Annotated in this window: 18 protein-coding genes and 1 pseudogene; 9 read left to right on the plus strand and 10 right to left on the minus strand. The window is 65.1% G+C overall.

The genetic code is table 11. The features are described 5' to 3' along the window. The first annotated feature begins 212 nt into the window (after positions 1 to 212). Positions 213 to 1,622 (plus strand): nickel pincer cofactor biosynthesis protein LarC, encoded by a 1,410-nt coding sequence (gene larC, locus C477_RS12885; protein ID WP_008894936.1) that lies wholly within the window; start codon positions 213 to 215, stop codon positions 1,620 to 1,622. A 57-nt stretch (positions 1,623 to 1,679) separates the two neighbouring features. Here the strand turns inward: larC and C477_RS12890 are convergent, their stop codons facing one another. From C477_RS12890 to C477_RS12900, 3 genes are all read right to left on the minus strand, one after another. Beyond that, entirely contained in the window at positions 1,680 to 2,312 is a 633-nt protein-coding gene (locus tag C477_RS12890; protein WP_008894937.1) for a hypothetical protein, read from the minus strand. Positions 2,313 to 2,676: 364 nt separating this feature from the next. Next, complete coding sequence (locus tag C477_RS12895) at positions 2,677 to 3,030, minus strand: hypothetical protein (RefSeq protein ID WP_008894938.1); 354 nt, start codon at positions 3,028 to 3,030, stop codon at positions 2,677 to 2,679. Between the two features lie 14 nt (positions 3,031 to 3,044). After that, on the minus strand, positions 3,045 to 3,398 hold the full coding sequence (locus tag C477_RS12900; RefSeq protein WP_008894939.1) for a toxin transporter: 354 nt from the start codon (positions 3,396 to 3,398) through the stop codon (positions 3,045 to 3,047). A 1,167-nt stretch (positions 3,399 to 4,565) separates the two neighbouring features. On the opposite strand from C477_RS12900, the gene C477_RS12905 reads away from it, so the two are divergent. After that, positions 4,566 to 6,011 carry a hypothetical protein gene (locus C477_RS12905; protein ID WP_008894940.1) on the plus strand — a complete coding sequence of 482 codons (1,446 nt, stop codon included), beginning with the start codon at positions 4,566 to 4,568 and terminating at the stop codon, positions 6,009 to 6,011. Positions 6,012 to 6,232: 221 nt separating this feature from the next. On the opposite strand, the gene C477_RS12910 is transcribed toward C477_RS12905, so the two are convergent. Then, positions 6,233 to 7,057 (minus strand): hypothetical protein, encoded by an 825-nt coding sequence (locus tag C477_RS12910; protein WP_008894941.1) that lies wholly within the window; start codon positions 7,055 to 7,057, stop codon positions 6,233 to 6,235. Between the two features lie 483 nt (positions 7,058 to 7,540). Between C477_RS12910 and radB the strand changes: the two genes are divergently transcribed. Beyond that, complete coding sequence (radB, locus tag C477_RS12915) at positions 7,541 to 8,248, plus strand: DNA repair and recombination protein RadB (RefSeq protein ID WP_008894942.1); 708 nt, start codon at positions 7,541 to 7,543, stop codon at positions 8,246 to 8,248. A 66-nt stretch (positions 8,249 to 8,314) separates the two neighbouring features. Then, positions 8,315 to 10,653, plus strand: a pseudogene (locus C477_RS12920) (beta-glucosidase). A gap of 39 nt (positions 10,654 to 10,692) precedes the next feature. Here the strand turns inward: C477_RS12920 and C477_RS12925 are convergent. Then, positions 10,693 to 11,850, minus strand: a complete 1,158-nt coding sequence (locus tag C477_RS12925) for a CBS domain-containing protein (protein WP_008894943.1) — start codon at positions 11,848 to 11,850, stop codon at positions 10,693 to 10,695. A 105-nt stretch (positions 11,851 to 11,955) separates the two neighbouring features. Between C477_RS12925 and C477_RS12930 the strand changes: the two genes are divergently transcribed. The 4 genes from C477_RS12930 (at position 11,956) to C477_RS12945 (ending at position 15,104) form a co-directional block, all read left to right on the plus strand. Then, positions 11,956 to 12,255 carry a lycopene cyclase domain-containing protein gene (locus C477_RS12930; protein WP_008894944.1) on the plus strand — a complete coding sequence of 100 codons (300 nt, stop codon included), beginning with the start codon at positions 11,956 to 11,958 and terminating at the stop codon, positions 12,253 to 12,255. Between the two features lie 112 nt (positions 12,256 to 12,367). Further along, positions 12,368 to 13,135 carry a CAP domain-containing protein gene (locus C477_RS12935; protein WP_008894945.1) on the plus strand — a complete coding sequence of 256 codons (768 nt, stop codon included), beginning with the start codon at positions 12,368 to 12,370 and terminating at the stop codon, positions 13,133 to 13,135. Positions 13,136 to 13,258: 123 nt separating this feature from the next. After that, entirely contained in the window at positions 13,259 to 14,041 is a 783-nt protein-coding gene (locus C477_RS12940; RefSeq protein WP_008894946.1) for a YihY/virulence factor BrkB family protein, read from the plus strand. Between the two features lie 85 nt (positions 14,042 to 14,126). After that, positions 14,127 to 15,104, plus strand: a complete 978-nt coding sequence (locus C477_RS12945) for a prolipoprotein diacylglyceryl transferase (RefSeq protein ID WP_008894947.1) — start codon at positions 14,127 to 14,129, stop codon at positions 15,102 to 15,104. Between the two features lie 110 nt (positions 15,105 to 15,214). Here the strand turns inward: C477_RS12945 and C477_RS12950 are convergent, their stop codons facing one another. From C477_RS12950 to C477_RS12970, 5 genes are all read right to left on the minus strand, one after another. Continuing rightward, on the minus strand, positions 15,215 to 16,123 hold the full coding sequence (locus C477_RS12950) for an AEC family transporter (RefSeq protein WP_008894948.1): 909 nt from the start codon (positions 16,121 to 16,123) through the stop codon (positions 15,215 to 15,217). Positions 16,124 to 16,286: 163 nt separating this feature from the next. Next, positions 16,287 to 17,315, minus strand: coding sequence for a hypothetical protein (locus C477_RS12955; protein ID WP_008894949.1), 1,029 nt, complete (start codon positions 17,313 to 17,315; stop codon positions 16,287 to 16,289). A 116-nt stretch (positions 17,316 to 17,431) separates the two neighbouring features. Continuing rightward, positions 17,432 to 17,971, minus strand: coding sequence for a hypothetical protein (locus C477_RS12960; RefSeq protein ID WP_008894950.1), 540 nt, complete (start codon positions 17,969 to 17,971; stop codon positions 17,432 to 17,434). A 37-nt stretch (positions 17,972 to 18,008) separates the two neighbouring features. Further along, positions 18,009 to 18,221 (minus strand): hypothetical protein, encoded by a 213-nt coding sequence (locus C477_RS12965; protein ID WP_008894951.1) that lies wholly within the window; start codon positions 18,219 to 18,221, stop codon positions 18,009 to 18,011. Between the two features lie 181 nt (positions 18,222 to 18,402). After that, positions 18,403 to 19,209, minus strand: coding sequence for a helix-turn-helix transcriptional regulator (locus C477_RS12970; protein ID WP_008894952.1), 807 nt, complete (start codon positions 19,207 to 19,209; stop codon positions 18,403 to 18,405). 338 nt (positions 19,210 to 19,547) lie between these two features. Here C477_RS12970 and C477_RS23560 point away from each other — a divergent pair, with 338 nt between their 5' ends. Then, positions 19,548 to 20,024 (plus strand): PH domain-containing protein, encoded by a 477-nt coding sequence (locus tag C477_RS23560; RefSeq protein WP_152423322.1) that lies wholly within the window; start codon positions 19,548 to 19,550, stop codon positions 20,022 to 20,024. Positions 20,025 to 20,073: the final 49 nt, after the last annotated feature.

Consider the following 20,073-nt stretch of genomic DNA (forward strand, 5'->3'; position numbering starts at 1 on the left):
CGTGAGCGGATAGGTTTTTTGCTAGCCTACGTCGTTGCCTGTGCCACTTGATACCACATCTAACTGGTACGGCAGCGCACATAGATGTACCGGCATCGGTCGGTTTTGGTGGTACCGACACTGCCTCGAGAACGCGGCGCGGGACCGGTCATCCTCAGTGGAAGTCGCGCCGAGAGGATGCCTTTTTGATCGTTCCACCCGGCGACCTAGCTATGCAACTCCTCGCGTTCGACGGCCGCATGGGCGCAAGCGGCGATATGATCCTCGCCGCCTTGCTCGATGCCGGCGCCGATCCCGACGTCCTCGAGGCCGTGACGGACGACCTCGCGGTGGCGTACGAAATCGACGAGACGGTCAAGTGCGGTATTTCGTCGACGACGGTCGACGTGTTCCTGACCGACGATTCGGCGTCGGATCCCGGCGGGCACGACGGCGACGGGGAGTCCGGTGGCGACGGCGGCCACGGACACGATCACGGCGATGCCGACCACGACGATGTCGACCACCACGCACACGAGCACGGCCACAACCACGCACACGAGCACGGCGACGACGGCCACACTCACGCCGACGCGGACGCTCACGCTCATTCCGACGGAGATGACGTCCGCGCCGAGGGCCACGGCCCCCACCGGAGCTACCGCGAGGTCCGCGACATCGTCGCGGGGATGGACCTCGAGCCGGCGGTCGAACGCGACGCGCTCGCCGTCTTCGAACTGCTCGGCGAGGCCGAGGCCAGCGTCCACGGCGAGTCTCTCGAGGAGATCCACTTCCACGAGGTCGGGGCCGACGACGCCATCGCCGACGTGGTCGGCGCCGCCCTGCTCGTCCACGACCTCGAGCCCGATCGGATCGTCACGACGCCGCTCGCGACGGGCGGCGGCAGCGTCTCGATGAGCCACGGCGAGTATCCCGTCCCGACGCCGGCCGTCGTCGAAATCGCCGAGCGCGCGGACTGGTCGCTTCGCGGCGGCCCCGTCGACGCCGAACTGCTGACTCCCACCGGGGCGGCGATTCTGGGCCACTTCGCCGACGGCGTCGACTCGTTGCCCTCACTCGATCTCCGCGGGGTGGGCTACGGTGCCGGCGGCTACGACCTCGACCCCCATCCGAACGTCCTCCGGGTCCTGGTCGGCGACGCGCAGGGGGAACTCGTGAAGGACGACATCGCCGTCCTCGAGACGAACCTCGACGACGCGACGCCGGAGGTGCTGGGCGGCCTACAGGAGACGCTGGCCAACGCGGGCGCGCGAGACGTTTCGATCTTGCCGGCGACGATGAAGAAGTCCCGTCCCGGCCACCTCGTGAAGGTGATCTGCAAGCCCGCGGATCGGGAACGGGTCGCTCGAGCGCTGGCCGAAGAGACCGGAACGCTGGGTGTACGGGACGCCGGCGCGACCCACCGGTGGATCGCGAACCGGGTGTTCGAGACGGTGACCCTCGAGATCGACGGCGAAACCTACGAGGTGACCGTGAAAATCGCCAGCGACGCGGACGGCGAGGTATACGACGTGAGCGCGGAGCACGACGACGCGCTGACGGTCGCACGCGAGACCGACGTCCCGATCCGCGAGGTCACCCGCCGCGCGGAGCGAGCGGTGCTGGACGAACAGGACCACTAGAAAAGCGGAATCAGCGGCGCTCGGAAGCCACATCCCGGAGCGGCGTATCCGCTCGAGTTAGTCGTCCTCCGTCTCGGTATCGATATCGATCTCGATCGAGTCGTCGTCGGTCCAGTTCGACGATTGCGTGACGTCGGTGGAGCTACTGGTCACTGACGAGCTGGAGACCGTCGTCGACGAAACGGTCGACTGCGAGACGCTCGTCCCGCTCGTGCTCGTTTCGCTCGTGGACGTGACGGACGACGTCGACGTCTGAGCGCCGTTTTCGGAAACCGACGTCACGGAGACTGAGACGTCATTATCGGCGTCGACGATCACTTCGATATCGGTCGCACCGGTGTCGGAATCGGTCGCATGGATCACTGCCCCCCAGGGGAACGACTCGACGGCTGCATCGTCCGCAGTCGCTTCGTCGTCGTGCATATCCGTCGCATTGGGGGCCGTTATCGTCGATATCGAGACGTCATCGTCGGCGTCGACGATCACTTCGACGTTGGTGTCGCCGGTTTCGGCGTCGGTTTCGTGGATTACCGTACCCCACGAGAATTCGGTTTCTGTCATGTTTTCTGATGTGTTTTCGGTCGAATCGCTTACGGGGTCGCCGGGTGCAGCGATCACCGTTGCACCCACGGCGACGACCGCCGCTGCCGCGAGTCCGATCGTTAGCGCCATCGCGGTTCGTTGGTTCATAGTTCAGTTAGACACCGAGGCACGTTACCCGTCCCCAGCGACTCACTCGTCGACAGATTCGGGCATTAATCAATAGAACTGTTTCGCCGATATGCGTCTGCTAACCGACGGCTAACGCGACGGCATCGGTTCGCGAGACCGGCGTAGGAAACGACTCTACGGCGTGTTATTCGACGTTTTTCGCGTCCGAACGTGAGTCGAACGCGGTCCCGGATCGGAGAGCGTGTTCTCGCTGTGCTTTCGGACGCGACTCGATCGTTACTCATGACCTATTCCGACGAACCGTCTACCGTTGGCTGCTCGGAGCACAACTGCGGTACGCGGCGATCCGGACGGCGAAAAATAAGTGACGAGCCGGGCGTCTCTAGAACAAGTCGACTTCGAACTCGTTCTCAGCGTCTTGGTTGGCGTCCTGGTTGATTTCGCCTTCGTTCTCGGCCTCGGCCTCACCGTATTGGAGGTTGTTGTTGGTCTGGTCTAGGTTGTTCTCGGCCGTGGCGTCGCCGAACACTGCGTACGCGGCGTTACCGCCCTGCAGGCCGACGTTCGTCTGGTCGACGTCCTGGTACTGCTTGACGTCCGCGTCCGCCTTCTGGTAGAGGTCCGCGTCTTGGTCGATATCCTGATCGGCGTCGTTGACCTGTGCAGCCGCACCGCCTGCGAACACGAAGCTACACGCCAGTGCGATCGCCAGCAGCATCGAGATTGCGCGTTTCATTGTTGATCAGGTAGTTAGAAGACGTCGAACTCGAACTCGTTCTCGGCTTCCTGGTCGGCGTCCTGGTCGATTTCGCCTTCGTTCTCGGCTTCAGCGATACCGATTTGCGCGTTGTTGTTGGTCTGGTCTAGGTTGTTCTGGGCCGTGGCGTCGCCGAACGCTGCGTACGCGGCGTTACCGCCCTGCAGGCCGACGTTCGTCTGGTCGACGTCCTGGTACTGCTTGACGTCCGCGTCCGCCTTCTGGAAGAGGTCCGCGTCTTGGTCGGTATCCTGATCGATGTCGTTGACCTGTGCAGCAGCTCCGCCTGCGAACACGAAGCTACACGCCAGTGCGATCGCCAGCAGCATCGAGATTGCGCGTTTCATGGTTGATCATGGGCACCCACACACGCATGGACGCTCGAGCACCACTCCATCGTGACCGATTCGCGTCGCACGGCTCGCGAATCCAGCCGTCTCGAGCGTCCAACGTGCCGTGTTGCCCAGTCGGGACAACAGCCGGGTTCCGTATTAAACCGCCCAACGGTTACGATGTATAGCCGATATTGCGGACAGTTACAATCGTTAGGATGGGTAGGAAATCTAATGGGACGTGTGTAATATTTACGCAGACGCGGATAGATATTCGCTACTACCGGAATTTCCCGCAGAACTGATTCCGTGCCGTCTTCGAAATAGCCCGTGTAGAACGGTTGTAACTTTGATCGCGACGTCGTAATAGTCTCTGCGACGAGAACAGTTCGTCGCCGTGAACGAGCGTGCGCTCATCGATACCGTCGGTTCGACGGCTTCGAGAGTCGATTACTCACCGCTCTGAGGTCGCGTGATGCCGGCATCGTCGCGTCTACACACTGGGACTCATCGCGCGGGAATCGCAGATCAGGCAGCGGTGACGGATCGATCGGCTCTGAGACCCGCGGCTCCCGTCCCCGGCGCTGATCGTCGGTGTCCGCTCTCGGCCCGTCCGGCGAGCGTCGACCGCATCGCGTCGGGAGGCGCCGCGAGCTCCCACGACAGCCGTCGCGCCGTGCCGATCGCGGCGGTCGTTGAAGCCGGCGTCTCCTCGCCGTCGATGACAACCGTTCACGTTCACTGTCGATTACCGTGCGCTGGATCTCCCTTCGATCGTGAAACGGTCATTCGATCACTACGATCGTCGGTAGTTTTGGGTTTCGCTATCGAAGAAGCGTCTCGAACCAAAGAATTTCGAGTGCGAGTCGACTGTAGTGGCGTATCGCGTATCGATCCGTCGACACCTCCGGACGGCGGCGCGTAATCGTCCGTCCGAGCGGTCGTCTGACGGTGGTAGACGGTCGTTTCCGCGAGTAGCGGCGGAGTTCTAGTTAGTAGGGCGACTAATACGTTTTCCAACCTGTAGATAACAAAGTCTGTCTTTGGAATAGGACCGTTCGCGTCGAATCGTCCAACAACAGAACAAACTCACGATCGAAAATCAGAGCTACCATGACAGAGGAAGACACGAGACGCTCACGGTATACGACAGTATTGATGGCCTGTATCGTTTCCATATCGATGCTGGCCGCCGGCGCGCCAGCCGCGATGGCGGGCGGCAACGACGACGTTCAGGCCGATTCGGTTCACGCGCTCGAGGACGGCGAAGACCTCTACCTGGTCTTCGGCGCCGATCTCAACGAAACGAGCCTCGAGGAGTATATCGACGCTCACGCGTCCGAGGAACTGAACGCGGATCAGATGAGCAACACCGAGGTCGTCCAGCACCAGAACGTCGACCAGGTGAACATCAACGAGCAGGGTGAGGCGGTGTCGATCGCGATCGACGGCGGCGAGGCGACCGCCATCCAGGAGGCCAACCAGCTCAACGCCAACTCCCAGACCGGCGAGGCGTCGGCCGAGAACAACGTCGTCAGCAGCCAGACGACTCAGTTCGAAGACGTCGGCACCGTTTACATGATCATGGGCGACGGCGGCAGCCAGCAGTTCAACGGCTGGGGCGTCGCCACGGAGAAAGGCGACAAAAAGACCGTCACGCAGTCCGCCGAGGCCAGCGTGACCCAGACCCAGGACGTCGCGCAGGGGAACTACAACGAACAAAGCGTCGCCTTCGCCCTCGCTGCGGAGAACAGTTCGGCGACGGCCCTTCAACAGACCGACCAGCACAACCAGAACCTGCAGGAAGGTGCCGCCAACGCGTCGAACATCTACGCCGGCCAGGGTGAGTACACCGAGCAGAACGCGAACAGTTGGCTGACTCAGCAACAGGCCGTCGAACAGACGAACGTGAACGAACAGGGTGCCGCCGTCGCCATCGCCGTCGGCGAGAACAGCACCGCGACGGCGATCCAGGTCACCGATCAGACCAACCTCAACGAACAGACCGGCTCCGCCAACGCCGCCAACCTGCTCGCCTCGATGGGCGAGATGAACGTCGCGTCCGCCGGCGACAGCAGCGTCGTCGACACGGAGACGCCGTCCGAGAACAAGAAGGACAAGGACGACTCCCAGACCGCGACGACCAGCGTCGAGCAGGAGCAGGCCGTCGAGCAGCTTAACATCAACCTCCAGAACACGGCGGTCGCCATCGCTGTCAACGACAGCGAGGCCGAGGCCGTCCAGATGGCCTCCCAGCGGAACTACAACGCACAGATCGGCACCGCCGCTGCGCTCAACGTGTACGCGTCGCCGGGGTACACGTACGACTCTGAGGCGCAGACCTCGAGTACGACCGTCACCGTCGGCGGCAACGACGTCGAGAACGCGCCGGGGATGTCCTACGACTACGACACCAGCGCCGAGCAGAACAGCGACGTCACGCAGGACGCGACGGCCGCCCTCGAGCAGACCCAGTTCGTGACCCAGGAGAACGTCAACGAACAGCACTCGGCGATCGCCGTCGCCGAGGACGACGGGGACGCCGCCGCGACGCAGGTGAGCATGCAGGAGAACGAGAACGTCCAGATGACCGCCGTCGCCGCGACGAACGTCTGGATCGCGCCGTAACGGCGATTCCCGAGCGATCGCTTTTTCTCTTCGACGACCGCGTCGCCGACGTCGTGTCTCGAGTCGCGTCGACCTGACTCGAGTCGAACCGAGACGAGCCCGACCGAGCCGATCGTAATTGAGACGGCTCCGACTCGAGTCGATCCTGGCCGAGTCGATCCGAACCGGGACGAGTGAATCAGTCTCGATCGTCGGCAGTCGGTTATCAGCCGCTGTTACTCTCAGTCTCCGTCTACGTCCGCATTCGACGGCTTCGCCGTCGCGTCGTCGCCGGTGTCGTCCGTATCGTCCTCGGTGGTGCCGGCGTCGTCGCTATCGTTATCGGTGCGGTGCTCCGAGAGCGCTTCGTCGATCGTCAACTCGCCGGCCGCGACCCGTCGAGCCAGTACCTCGTCGATCGCCCGGTTCTCCTCGCTTTGCTCGCGCGAGCGATCCTTGATCACTTGGAGCTCGCCGGCGGTCGGTTCGATATCCCGCGAGTCGACGACCTCCCCCTCGAGCCGAGCGATGTTGGCCGCCGCGAGGACGTCGCCCATCCCCCGCGAACCGGTTCCGAGGTACGGCGTCGTCCCCGTCTCGTCGACGAGTTCGACCGTCACGTCCTCGAGATCGTTGACGAGTTTGGCGCTCTGAAGGCGGGCGCCGTCCCCGACTCGAACCACCGGATTGGTCGCCTCGTCGGCCTCGCGCTGGATCACGTCCACGGCGTCGGAAAGGGGCACCTGAAAGGCGGCGACGACCATCTCCCCCGCGAGGACGGCGATGCCGGGTTTCCGGCCCGGATCGACGCCGATGATGGTTCGGCCGCCGTTGCCCCGAACCGCGGTCAGGGCCTGGTCGACGGCGCGTCGCGGGTGGTCCGGATCGGCGACGACGGTCGTCACGGTCGCGAAGTCGTCGGCGTGGTCGGCGCCGGTGACGACCACCGTCGTCCGCTCCGGGAGTTCTTCATCGGGCTCGACGGTCGTGAACTGGGTCCCGCGCTCCCGGAGCTCGTTGACGACGCCGTGGTACACCTCGAAATCTGCTGTGGCGACGACGATCACGCCTCGAGGTTCGTCTTCCGGAGGAATAAACGTACAGCAACCGCTCACGCGTCGTTCGACGCGCCCGTCCGCGGCTCATCGCTCGATATCGTCTCAACGTATATATCCTGACTCGGCGACTTTCCACTACAGATGACCGTCAGCGAGATCAGCTACTGTCCTTTCTGCGGATCCGCCGAAATCAAGCGGAGCGAAACGGCACATCGAGGGCCCGAAACGTACTATAACTGCCCGAACTGTGGTCGCGTCGGAACCACCGGCATCGGTCGTTCACCCGGCCGGCTGAACGAGTAATCGTCTTCTCGCGAGCGCTCTCGCGTCCGCTAGCGAACGCGTATCGGTTCCGCCGAAGCATCCGTTCGGTCCTCCGTCGCGACTCGGCGATCGGGACCGTCTCACGTTTGCTCGAGGCCGCTCGACCGTCCGCGATCGCTCACCGGCCCGTTCCGGGGGCTTTTTGCGGGCCACCTGCCAACTCGAACCGTGAACGACGAGGCGATACCGACCGGCTGTGGCCCGGTCGACGAGTTACTCGGCGGGGGGTTCGAACGCGGAACCGTCACGCAGGTGTACGGCCCGCCCGCGGCGGGGAAGACCAACCTCGCGCTGTCGGCGGCCGTCGAGACGGCCGTCGCCGGCGGGACCGCGGTCTACGTCGACACCGAGGGCGTCTCGGTCGACCGCTTCCAGCAACTGCTCTCGGCCCGAGTCGACGACGAGGACGTCGAGGCCGTCGCCTCGCGGATCGTCATCGAGGACGCCGTCGACTTCGAGGAACAGTCCGAGGCCGTCCGGGACACCGAGGAGTTCGCCGAACGCGCGGACCTGATCGTCCTCGACAGCGCGACCGGTTTCTACCGACTCGAGCGCACCGGCGAGAGCGACGGCGGCGAGGCGCTGCGCAGCGTCGCCCGACAGGTGACCCACCTCCTCTCGCTGGCCCGCAAGCACGACCTCGCGGTGGTCCTGACGAATCAGGTCTTCGCCGATCCCGACGCCGATCGCACGCGTGCGCTCGGCGGGAACACGTTAGAGCACTGGACCGGCGTCGTCCTCCGCCTCGAGCGCTTTCGCGGCGGGAACCGGCGGGCGACGCTGGAGAAACACCGCTCGAAGGCGGTCGGCGAGTCCGTCCAGTTCCGAATCACGGATCGGGGACTCGAGGGCGGCGACGAGTCGATGCGCCAGTAACGCGAGTTTTCGGTTACGATAGCCGCCTCCCAAACAGTTACCGGGCCGACGAACCAACTAGGTGACATGAGTGGCGGTTCCGGATACGTCGAGGAATTACTCGCATCGATGACCCGCGAGGAGAAACTGCGCCTCGTGAGCGGCCGCGACGATCCCGCGGGGATGGCGACGGGCTACCTGCCCGGCGTCGAGCGACTCGACGTTCCGCCCTTCCGGCTGGTCGACGGCCCGCTCGGGGTTCGCGCCGAGGGAGAGCGGGCGACGGCGTTTCCGGCGTCGATCGCCGTCGCGGCGACGTTCGACCCCGACCTCGCGCGCGAGAAGGGCGCGGCGATGGCCAANAGGGAGAGCGGGCGACGGCGTTTCCGGCGTCGATCGCCGTCGCGGCGACGTTCGACCCCGACCTCGCGCGCGAGAAGGGCGCGGCGATGGCCCGCGAAGCGCGGGCGCTCGAGCAGGACGCGCTGCTCGCGCCCGGCGCGAACCTGATCCGGATCCCCCACTGCGGACGGAATTTCGAGTACTACTCGGAGGAGCCGCTGCTGGCCGCCGAAACGACGGCGGGCGCAGTCGAGGGGATCCAGAACGAGGACGTCGTCGCGACGGTCAAACACTACGTCGCGAACAACCAGGAGACCGACCGCGTCCGCGTCAGCAGCGAGGTCGACGAACGGACGCTCCGCGAACTGTATCTGCGACCGTTCCGGGCGGCCGTCGAGGCCGGTACCGGGTCCGTGATGACCGCCTACAACCGCGTCAACGGGACGTACATGAGCGACCACGACCGCCTCGTCGACGACGTGCTCAAGGGCGAGTGGGGGTTCGACGGCTACGTCGTCTCGGACTGGTACGGCACCGAAAGCACCGTCGGCGCCGCGAACGCCGGCCTGGACCTCGAGATGCCCGGGGTCGCGATCGAGGGCGGGTTCGGCGGCGACGGCGACGACGGAGACGAGGAGGACGGCTCGTTCGACGGGGCCGACTTCGAGGGCGAGGCCGCCGAGATAATGGGCGGACTCCCCGACGGAACGAGGGGCGACCTGTTCGGCGACCCGCTGGCCGACGCGATCGACGCCGGCGAGGTGCCGGCCGAGCGGCTGGACGATATGGTCCGGCGGATCCTCGGGCAACTCGAGCGGATCGGCCGCCTCGAGAGTGCCGACAACGGTGATCGAGGTGCCGACGACGCTCGAAGTGACGGCGACGACGATGACGGGACCGGAGCCATCGATACGCCCGCCCACCGCGACCTCGCCGAGCGGATCGCCGCCCGGGGGACCGTCCTGTTCGAGAACGACGGCGTCCTCCCGCTCGAGGACGGGGCCGACGTCGCCGTCGTCGGCCCGAACGTCCACGAGGCGAAACTCGGGGGCGGCGGCTCCTCGGAGACGACGCCGTTCCGGTCGACGAGTCCGGCGGCCGGGATGGAGTCGCGAGCCGACGGCGCGGTGACGGTCGCCCGCGGCTGCGAGCCGATTCCGGATCTCTCGCTGTTCGACGCGCTGCCGTTCGTCGACAGCGAGGTGCCCGACGAGCCGGAGGCGGACGCGGGAGTCGGCATCGACGCCGACGAGCCCGATATCGACGCCGCGGTCCGGGCCGCCGGCGACGCCGACGTCGCGGTCATCTTCGTCCGCGACCGGACGACCGAAGGGAAGGATCGCAACTCGCTGCGGTTGCCCGGCCGGCAGGACGAACTCATCGAGGCGGTCGCCGGCGCGGCCGCGAAGACGGTCGTCGTGGTGCAGTCGAGCGGCCCCGTCGAATTCCCGTGGCGCGAGGACGTCGACGCCGTCCTCGAGGCGTGGTACCCCGGACAGGCCGACGGCGCGGCGGTCGCGTCGGTGCTGTACGGCGACCGCGATCCGTCGGGGCGCCTGCCGGTTACGTTCGCCCCCGAAGGGACGTACCCGACGGCCGACGAGCGCCGGTACCCCGGAATCGACGACGAAGCGCACTACGAGGAGGGACTGTTCGTCGGCTACCGTCACTTCGACCGCGACTCCGTCGACGCCGAGCCCACGTACCCGTTCGGCCACGGGCGCTCCTACGCCGACTTCGCCTACCGCGACGCGGCAGTCGTCGACGACCGGACGGTCCGCGTCACCGTCGAGAACGGCGCCGACCGGGACGGCCGCGAGGTGGTGCAGGCGTACGTCCGGCCCCCCGAATCGACCGCGGTCGAGCGGCCGACGCGAGAACTCGCCGGCTTCGAGTCGATCGCCGTCCCCGCCGGCGAGACGCGGACGGTCGAAATCGACCTCGCCGACCGGGCGCTCGGTCGGTACGACGCGGCCGACGGCTGGGTGATCGATTCCGGAACCTACACCGTCGAACTGGCCCGCTCGGCGCGGGACGTGCGAAAAACGGTCGATCTCGAGTTCGAGGACGGCGCGACGCCGTAACGCGCGGTCCGCGGGAGCGACCGCGGATGCAACCGCGCTCTAGAGTTCGTTCAGCTTTCGGAGCAGCTGGCCGCGGTACTCCTCGTCGCTGGTGACGCCCTTGACCTCCAGGACGTTGCGCTCGAGTTTATCGATGGCGACGCGGAAGGCGTTCTCGGAGCCGTAGCCTTCGCCGGTGCCGGCGATCTGTCCCTTGTTGGTTCGCAGGCGGATCTGGCAGTGGACCAGCGGCGTCCCGCGGAGCTTCTCCTGGTGTTCCTTGAACCGGACGTGGGCGTGCTGGACCTGCATGTCCTGGTACTTGTCGACGACGTCCTCGATGTTCTCGACGATCCCCTCTCGAGTGATGGTGTCGAGCATCGAGATGTTGGTGATCTGGACGTCCATGCGCTGTTCCTCGGTGAACGTCAGCGCGCGCAGGACGTCGGTCTTGGTGATGACGCCGATGACCATCCGGTCGTCGTCTTCGGGGGTGACGATCAGACCCGCGTAGTCCTTCTCGAGCATCGTCTCGACGGCCTCCTGGGCGGTGGTGTCGAGCGTCGTCGTCTCGACGGGACTGGCCATGATGTCGTAGACGGGAACGTCGAGCAGACGCTGGGTGTCGCCGACCCGGTCGCCGGTCGTCGTCGTGTGGTTTTCCCGGATGACGAAGTCGGCGATGTCGTGGGTCGTCACGACACCCGAGAGGTAGCCGTTCTCGTTGAGCACGGGCAGTCGGGAGATGCCGTGTTCGCGCAGCTGGTTGATCGCCCGCCCGATCCCGTCGTCCTCCTCGAGCGTGACCGGATCGGCGGTGTAGATGTCCTCGACCGTCAGCGTATCGAGGTTCTCGAGGACCGCCTCGAGGATGGCGTCGTCGGTGATGACGCCCCAGAGATCGTCGTTCTCGAAGACCGGGGCGACCTTCGCGTTGCTCTCGACGAGCACGCGGGCCGTCTCTCGGACGTCCTCGTTGCGGTCGACCTGCGGGGCCGGCGCGTTCCGACTGGGTTTCATGAGCGCCGCCACCTTGGCGTCGTCTTCGACGTGGGACTGGAGGACCTCGCGCTCGCTGATGACGCCCTCGTACTCCCCGTCGTCGGTGACGATGATCCCCTTGGGGTTGCCGTCCTCGAACATGGATCGGACTTTCCCCATTCGCGTCCCGACGTCGACTTCGATGAACTCCGTGGTGGCGATATCAGCGATATTCATCCTTCTGGGGGAGTATACTGCCGCCGGGCTTTTGAACATACCGCACGTTTTAGCCGGGTGGGCGCAGGGGTGACCATTTTGAGGACTGGAATGGCTATCTTCCGTATGGTGCCCGATATCAGCGTCTGCGGCCGGTACACCTACCTCGCGACGGAACTGTTCTGGGGAGCCGTCGCCGCCGTCCTCCTCCGCCGGGCGAACGCGCTCCGGAAAGCCGGCGTCACGATCCTCGCGCTGTACCCGATCGCGTACTGCTGGGACCGCTACACGCTCGCCGTCGGCGTTTTCGACATCAAGCTCCGAACCGGGATCGATATCGCCGGCATCCCGCTCGAGGAGCACCTGTTCATGGCGGTCGTTCCCGGCCTCGTGATCGGGATCCACGAGACGATCTTCGGCGAGTGACCGCGGGATACTCGATACCTGACGGTTACGCTTACAGTCTCTCTTCCAGTAACGTATCAACGGCTGCAATCGAACGCGGAACACTTACCCTGCGATCTATTCGTTTCGAACGATGTGTCCCCGGTCCCGGTCGACCTCCGGATCCAATCGTGCTGATTCCGACGATAGGGCCGTTCTGCGGTCGCTGTTTCGCCTGCTCGTCGCCGTCGCCCTGATCGGCGTTCTCGCCTTCGGAACCACCGTCCTCGCCCCGGGAATCCTCGAGAGCGTCGACACGGGCGATTTCGAGGGGCCCAGCGGCATCGGTAGCGAGGTGACGCCGAGTTCCGACCCGCCGCCGGCGGGCGAGCGCAACCCCGCCGTCACCGATCCCGACGACCCGGGGAACTCGAGCTACGAAACCGACGTCGAGACCGTCGGCTCGGCGACCGTCGAGGACTTCGTCCACGCCGAGGTCAACGACCGCCGGGCCGAACACGGCCTCGAGCCCCTAGAGTGGGACGGAACGATCGCCTCCGTCGGCCGCGCCCACAGCTACGACATGGCCCAGCGGGAGTACTTCGCCCATATCAATCCCGACGACGAGGCGCCGATGGATCGCTTTCGAGACGTCGATAACTACTGTCGGGGCTACGGCGAGAACATCGCCCTGACGTGGATCGACCGCCCGGTCGAGAATTCGGAGACGGGCGAGACCGTCCGCTACCGGACTGCAGAGGGGCTCGCCGAGGGACTGGTCAACCAGTGGATGAACTCCACCGACCACCGACGCGCGATCCTCGAGCAGGGGACGCCCGATTGGGATCGCGGCGGCGTCGGCGTCTACATCGCCGACGACGGCGCGGTCTACGCGTCGCACAACTTCTGTCGCGAGCGGTGACGCCGGGAGCGAGTCGCGATCGGAGCGCGCATACGAGCAGACCTCTCATCCGGCGAACCGAACAGCGATTCTGAAACTGCGGTGGACTGATAGTCATTTATCCGTGGCCGTTCTCGGTCCGGCATGAACGCTCGAGAGACGCTCACTGCAGTCTATCGAACGGCGAGCGACCGCGACGTTTCCTTTCTCGCGGCCGCCTTCGCGTACTACGCGTTCGTGTCGCTGATCCCGCTGGTGTTGCTCGCGCTCGTCGTCGGGTCGCTGCTCGGCGGCGAGGACGCCGCCCAGCGGTTGATCGTGGTCGCCGGCGACTTCCTCCCGGCGGCGGGCGAGGAGCTGGTCACCGACGCGTTGACGACCGAATCCGGCCGCGCGCAGGCGACCGTCGTCGCGCTCGCCGTCTCGGCCTGGGGCGCGCTGAAGGTCTTTCGCGGGCTCAGCCTCGCCTTCGACAAGGTCTACGACGAGGTCGTCGACGAGTCGCTGGTCGACCAGCTCAGGGACGGCCTCGTCGTCATCGTCGCGGGCGCGGGCGCGATGGGACTGATGATCGTGATCGGATGGGTCGTCGGCTTCGCGGCCGCAGTCCTCCCCTTCGCCGGCGTCCTGAGCTGGCTGACGCTACTGATCGGGCTCGTCCTCGTATTTCTACCGATCTACTACGTGTTGCCGCCGATTTCCGTCGCGTTCGCCGACGTGCTCCCCGGCGCCGCCTTCGCCGCGGTCGGCTGGACGATCCTGCAGGCCGGTTTTCAGCTGTACGCATCCAACGCCGGCCAGTACCAGGCCTACGGCGCCGTCGGCGCCGTCCTGCTGTTCGTCACCTGGCTCTACTTCGCCGGCATGCTCATCCTCTTCGGCGCGGTGCTCAACGTAGTTCTCTCGGAGCCGCCGCTGGCCGAGTGACGACTCGGCCGCCGGCGCCGGACCTGGACGCCGAACCGACTGCAGGGGGGAAAGATTATGGTCTCGGCACGGCCAGACCTCCACAATGAGTGACCAGTCTTCGAACCAGCCCTCCGCGGCCGATTCGGCCGCTGACTCGAGCGAGTCGGCCGACGACGCCGGTGCCTCGAGCGGAAGCCTCGAGCCGGGCGGCGGCCCGCAGCGGGTCGTCTCCGACCAGAGCGTCGACGATATCCTCGACTCGCTCGACGCGACGAAATCCGGGTCGGCGAACGCGGACGCGGACGAGGACGCGACCGACGGGGACGAGCCGACGGGAGCGGGGAACGAATCCGAGTCGGACGACGCCGCGTCGGCGGCCGACGAACCGACGGCTGCATCGGCGCCGAGCGAACCGACCGATAGCACGACGGAAGCGGACGACGAAACGGCCGCGACAGAAGACCGGCCGACCGAGACGGACGGCGACGTCACGACCGCGTTCGACGAGGAAGAGATCCCGTCGACCGACGAGCGAGGAGCCGACGAAGTCGCCGTCGATTCCGCAGCGGAATCGGCGGACTCGGTGGACACGATCGAGTCGACCGAAACGGCTGCGTCCGCCGACGTGACCGACGCTGCGAGGACGCCGGACTCCGCGAGCACGACCGGGAGTAGCGCCGGCGAGTCGTCGATCGACTCCGCCGCGACATCGCTCGAGGATCTCTCGGACGACGCTGCGTCGCTCGAGGACGTCCCGGACGACGATGCCTCCCTCGAGGAACTGGCCGCCCGCATCGAGGATGGCGCCGTCACCGGGGCGGACGTCCGGGCCGCCGAAGCGGGCGAGGGACGCGAGTCCACGCCCGACGTCGACGAGATCGAACTCTCGATGGACGACTTGGAAGAGACCCAGGCGGCGACGGCGTCCACGGGTGGAAGCAACAGTGCACCCGACGTTCCCGACGACGCCGGTCCGCTCGCGGGGTCGGTCGGGGCCGACGAGGACTCGAGCGACGACGACGCGGACGGCGACGGCTCGCCGGGCTTGCTCGGTCGGATCAAACGGTTCTTTGGCGGCTAGCCGTCGGGATCGCAGCGATCAATCGGTTCCGTTCTCCGAGTGTTCGAACCTCGCGTTCGCCGTTCTCGAGTCCCCCAGAGGTCGTTCGACCGCGCCACGCTCGAGTGGGCCTAGCTCACGAGCGTGATCAGCACGAACAGGGTCAGCATCGAGACCAGCGTCGTCGCGAAGACGTTCAGCGACGCGAACTCCTCGTCGCCGCCGAGTTCGGCCGCGAAGACGAACGTCGAGACGGCCGTCGGCGTTCCGAGCATGACGACCGCCGCGGTGAACGTCGCCGCGTCGACGGCGAGTACCGAGAAGACGGCCCACGCGAGCGCGGGCATACAGACGATTTTCAGCCCGATGACGGCCCCGGTCGCGCCGAGATCGATCGATGGGAGATCCACCTCGAGCGACGCGCCGACACAGAGGAGGGCCAGCGGGAGGGCGACCGAACCGAGGAGGTCGAGGCCGGTCGCGGCCGGCCCGGGAAGCGTGATCCCCAGCGAGCCGACGGCGAGTCCGGCGATCAGCGACCCCAGGACGGGGTTTTTCGCCAGCCCCAACAGTTCGTCGCCGATCGCGGCGTCGGCCCCGTTGAGCATCGAGAGGAGGAGGACCGACAGGGGCAACTGGGTCAGCGTGACGACGCCCAGAACGACGCTCGCGGTCGCGGTCACCTCGGCGTCGAACGTCGCCGCGACCAGCGGCAGGCCGAGATAGCCGAGATTCGAGTGGTACGATTGGACGACCGCCACGCTCCGCCGGCCGATCGACCCGTGGTTGCAGTGAACGAGCCACGCCAGCCCGACCGTCGCGAACAACACGAACAGCAGGCCGCCCAGCAGCGTCAGCGAGAGCAACTCGCCGATCGCTCGGTCGTACGTCGAGACGAAGATCAGCGCCGGCAGGGCGACGTAGTAGGCGACCGCGTTCAACCGCGTCGTCCGTCGGGCGTCGAGCAGCCCCGTCGTTCGGAGCCCGGTTCCCAGCAGGAGCACGACCAACAATCCCGACAACCGGACGAACAGCTCCATACGACCCTCGAGTCGATTCGGACTTTTCTACCGTTCGATCGGCGAGGTCTCTGTGTCTCGGTAGCACCACTCGAGTGATTCGCCCGCGCTTCCGTCGTTTCGATCGGGAGTCCCCGCCGACTTTGACGCCCGAACTCGAATCGGCGGCCGGACGTCGATGCGGTTACTCGTCCCAGTCGATCGCCTCCGTCCGTTCCGCGCGGCGGAGGATGAACGGGCCGAGCGAGCCGGTCCGCTTCGATATCGTCGCGATTCGAAGGACGTAGGTCGTCAGCAGGAAGAACGGAACGAGACTGATCGTCGCGCTGGCGCTTACGAGCCACACCAGATTATCGACGCCGACGGTGGTCCCCTGGACCAGTCCGGGGTCGAGATAGAGCACCGTCGCCGTCGCGGCGACGACGCCCGGGAGCCCCGAGTAGAGCATCGACCGCGTGAGGTGGACGAGTTCCCACTGGAAGTACAGCGACTTGAAGTGCTCGAGAGCCGGCCCGAACAGCCGTAGACTGTCAATCAACTCGTCGAACGCCGCCAGTTGATCGTCGTCGAGGCTGTCGCCGTGCTCGTCGCGCAGCCGACGGACCGCGTAGATCTTCCAGGAGTAGTTGTAGTTCAGTCCCGACCGGAGGACGCCGAACTCGCCGAACCGGGACGTCTCGAGTTGGGACTCGATCTCCTCGGAGTTCCGGCAGACGTTCTCGACCAGTCGGTCGGTTCGCCGGCGAAGGACCTCGTCGTCGCCGTCGGCGACGGCCTCGCGAAGCGCTTCGGCGCGGTCGCTGCTGGTCCGTACGAGCGCCTGCAGGAACTGTGCGGGGTCGGGCGGGCCGACCGATCCGAACAGCTCCTCGACGTCGTGCCGGTAGGCCATCGCCTCGTTCATCCACGTGTGCTGGTCGCCGAGCCGCCCGAGCTCCTGGGAGAGCACGAGCTGGTTGATCGAGACGACGAGCGTCACGCCGGTGAGAACCGCGGCGATCAGCGCCTGAAACGTCGTATCGACGGGAGTGCCGCTCTCCATCGCCTCCCGGAGGGGAATCGATACCGCACCGAGAACGACGAACGTGGCGAAGGCGACGGCCGACAGCAGTCCCGCCAGCAACCAGCGGTTCGCATCGAGCAAGAACCAGTGTGCGACGGGGTTTTCACCGGTTCGCCCGCGAAGCGTATCCCTCGAGAACGGACCGTCCATACGGTTCGTTCGGTCGCGGGACGAAAAGCGGTTGCACCTGCATCCGTCCGGGGCCGAGGGCCGGATTCGCGGGCGAGTGAAACGGCGAACTGCCGTCGAAAATTCGTAGCGGACCCCTAGGCTCCGGCGTCGTCGCCGGGATCCGACAACTGCGGATCGGCTCGCAGTCCTCGGAACGCGAGCGCGGCGCCCGCCACGAACACGATCGTCGCGAGGTAGATCGGTCCGAGGTGGGTCAGCCAGTCGTGCGCGAAGAGGTCCATGTAGTGCATCGGGAGCGCGAGCGCCAGGCCGGTCACGGCGGCGACGACCGCCGTCGCCCACGCCCACAGCAGGCCGGCGCGAACGCCGTACCACGCCAGCGCCGCGACGGCGATCCCGGTCGCGATGATGAACGCCGCGGTCGCGACGTGGAGGTGGTTGATGTAGTGCATGATCGCCGGATCGATCGCGTTCAGTTCCGCCGGCGTGATGCCGTTGAGGGTCGCGACGCCGAGCTCGAAGCCGGTGCCGAAGAACGTCCTGGCGAGGAACACGACCCCGTAGCCGACGAACGCGACGCCGGCGAGCGCCATCAGGAGCGCTCCGGTCCGCACGCCGCGTCCGAGTTCGTAATCGGTCTCGTGGTGGTCGACAGTCGCTTGGTCTGTGCTCATAGGTAGATCGGGTCGTCGTGGATCGTTTCGCGTCGGTTCAAACCTCGACTTCGGTCACGTGCTGTTCGTCGATCTCTTCGAGGGAGTACTCCGTGCCGTGCCGTTCGCTGACGTGGTCGCGCGTGATCTCGAGCAATCGGTCCCGGTCGTCCACCTCCGTCCGCATGCGGAAGACGCAGCCCGACACTTCGGTATCGCACGCTACTTCCAGGCCCGTCAGTCTCTCGTCGCTCTGGCGTGTGTCTGCCATGGTTTGGTTTCGCCTCCTCGAAAGAGCGTACACTGCGTAGACCTATGGAGGCATCTAGCGGGTTTCGGGCAACGGATGACAGCCGTGCAGACGATGCACGGCAGTCGCCGGCTGCAAGCCGGCGACCCGGCCGCTCCTCGCACCATCGCGGCTGGACGCTCACTGCGACGGCGGGGCCGAACTATCCGACCGCCGGCTCGAGCGCGAGCGGCCGGGCGTCGCGTCGGTAGGACGCGAACGTCGATTCCGCCCAGTCGCGCGCCTCCGGCGCGTCGCTGTCGATCAACAGTCGAACCATCCCGCTGTCCGGATCGTAGCCGCTGACGGCGATCCGATCGTCGAAGAGACTGACGCCGTACGGCGGCACGTCGTCGTGGACGCTGACCGAGAGGTTGCCGCTCTCGAGGGCGGCCGAACAGTGCTCCCGGTAGTTCGAGAGGATGTATTCGGCGACCGCCGGCGGATCGATGATCTCCGCTTCCATGCCGTCGACGATCGACCGCCGAAGCTCGTCCTTGCAGGGCTCGAGCAGGGCGACGTCGGTGCCGACGAACCGGAACCGGTTCGTCCGCTCGAGCAGCGCCGCGAATCGGTTCACCGGCCGGTACGGGGCGTCGGGCTCGGCGACCGTCACGATCGCACGGCTGGCCATCTCGACGGTGAACCCGCTCTCTTCCGGGAGAAACTGCCAGCTGTCGCGGAGCGCCCGCTCGATCTCGAGTCGGGCGAGCAGCTCCCGCAGTCCGGCCGCGACGAACGCGCCCAACTGCGTCGCTTCGTACCGGTCCCCGTCCCGTCTGATCCAGTTGCGTTCGTCGAACGCGCGCAGCGTCCGTCCGATCGTCGACGCCGACGCTCCCGTCTTCGTCCGGAGCTCGGCTCGACTCGTCGGCCGCTCGGCCAGCGCCTCGAGCACGGCGACGCGGTGTTCCGACCGCGCGAGGAACTCGATCTCCTCGAGCGGCTCGGAAGTGGTACTATGTGTCATGGGCAACGTACGCACGCTGGAGGTATAGCTGTTCCAGTAGGGCGTCCTTACGGCATCTCCGAACGGGTTCCCGAGCGGTCGTGGTCCCGCACTGCGATCGCTCTTTGCGCTCGAGTAGCGGACTGGACAGTACTGGCGCGGTCGAAGAGCGTGTTTGCTCGAGTTACCAAGAAGCGGAGGGAAGATTTGAACTGCCGGCCCCTCCACAGTCGGTGTCGGTGGCTGGGAACAACTGGAATAGCTCGCGCGCGTTTCAAAAATCGAAATTTGGTTTCAATGAACAAGTTGGGAAAGAATAAATCAAAAATATGATATATATGTGGACGGGAAAAGAAATTATGCCACTCAAAAACTATCTTGGAGACAATGAAGAACTTCTCCTCTCTTGGGGAGGAAAGCCAGATGAAGACGACGAATTTTTCTCTACATCTGGCACAAACTTGGAGTTTGGTGCAACTGATAAAAGATTGATTTTTTATGATGATAATGGGTCTTTCAAAGATATAGAATATACTCATATTAGCTCGATCGAAGCAGAAACAGACAAAGAAGTTAAAGATATAAGCGATTTTGATGATAACGGCTTGCTGTTAGGTGGACTTGGCGCCATAGTTTCTGTAGTAGGTGTTCTCATAGAAATTATGCCAATTCTTCTAATTGGTATTGTCCTAATCATGATAGTTATGTTTCTGAATTTGGAAGATGTACAGAAGGTAAAAATCATTACGGGTGATGAAATGCCATCAAGAGTTAATTTCAAAACTACTGAGAACATCTCTGGAGATCTGAGTAAAATAATTCGAGATAACAGTTGAAGTACAACAGTTCTCGCTTCTTGTCGATCTTCGTTTATCCGAAACATTA

It is taken from the genome of Haloterrigena salina JCM 13891, assembly GCF_000337495.1.
Lineage (GTDB): Archaea > Halobacteriota > Halobacteria > Halobacteriales > Natrialbaceae > Haloterrigena > Haloterrigena salina.

Excerpts from the sequence above, each read along its gene's own strand:
- larC (WP_008894936.1), top strand. The coding sequence starts at position 213 with ATGCAACTCCTCGCGTTCGACGGCCGCATGGGCGCAAGCGGCGATATG.
- C477_RS12890 (WP_008894937.1), bottom strand. The coding sequence starts at position 2,312 with ATGAACCAACGAACCGCGATGGCGCTAACGATCGGACTCGCGGCAGCG.
- C477_RS12895 (WP_008894938.1), bottom strand. The coding sequence starts at position 3,030 with ATGAAACGCGCAATCTCGATGCTGCTGGCGATCGCACTGGCGTGTAGC.
- C477_RS12900 (WP_008894939.1), bottom strand. The coding sequence starts at position 3,398 with ATGAAACGCGCAATCTCGATGCTGCTGGCGATCGCACTGGCGTGTAGC.
- C477_RS12905 (WP_008894940.1), top strand. The coding sequence starts at position 4,566 with ATGCTGGCCGCCGGCGCGCCAGCCGCGATGGCGGGCGGCAACGACGAC.
- C477_RS12925 (WP_008894943.1), bottom strand. The coding sequence starts at position 11,850 with ATGAATATCGCTGATATCGCCACCACGGAGTTCATCGAAGTCGACGTC.
- C477_RS12930 (WP_008894944.1), top strand. The coding sequence starts at position 11,956 with ATGGTGCCCGATATCAGCGTCTGCGGCCGGTACACCTACCTCGCGACG.
- C477_RS12935 (WP_008894945.1), top strand. The coding sequence starts at position 12,368 with ATGTGTCCCCGGTCCCGGTCGACCTCCGGATCCAATCGTGCTGATTCC.
- C477_RS12940 (WP_008894946.1), top strand. The coding sequence starts at position 13,259 with ATGAACGCTCGAGAGACGCTCACTGCAGTCTATCGAACGGCGAGCGAC.
- C477_RS12945 (WP_008894947.1), top strand. The coding sequence starts at position 14,127 with ATGAGTGACCAGTCTTCGAACCAGCCCTCCGCGGCCGATTCGGCCGCT.
- C477_RS12950 (WP_008894948.1), bottom strand. The coding sequence starts at position 16,123 with ATGGAGCTGTTCGTCCGGTTGTCGGGATTGTTGGTCGTGCTCCTGCTG.
- C477_RS12955 (WP_008894949.1), bottom strand. The coding sequence starts at position 17,315 with ATGGACGGTCCGTTCTCGAGGGATACGCTTCGCGGGCGAACCGGTGAA.
- C477_RS12960 (WP_008894950.1), bottom strand. The coding sequence starts at position 17,971 with ATGAGCACAGACCAAGCGACTGTCGACCACCACGAGACCGATTACGAA.
- C477_RS12965 (WP_008894951.1), bottom strand. The coding sequence starts at position 18,221 with ATGGCAGACACACGCCAGAGCGACGAGAGACTGACGGGCCTGGAAGTA.
- C477_RS12970 (WP_008894952.1), bottom strand. The coding sequence starts at position 19,209 with ATGACACATAGTACCACTTCCGAGCCGCTCGAGGAGATCGAGTTCCTC.
- C477_RS23560 (WP_152423322.1), top strand. The coding sequence starts at position 19,548 with ATGCCACTCAAAAACTATCTTGGAGACAATGAAGAACTTCTCCTCTCT.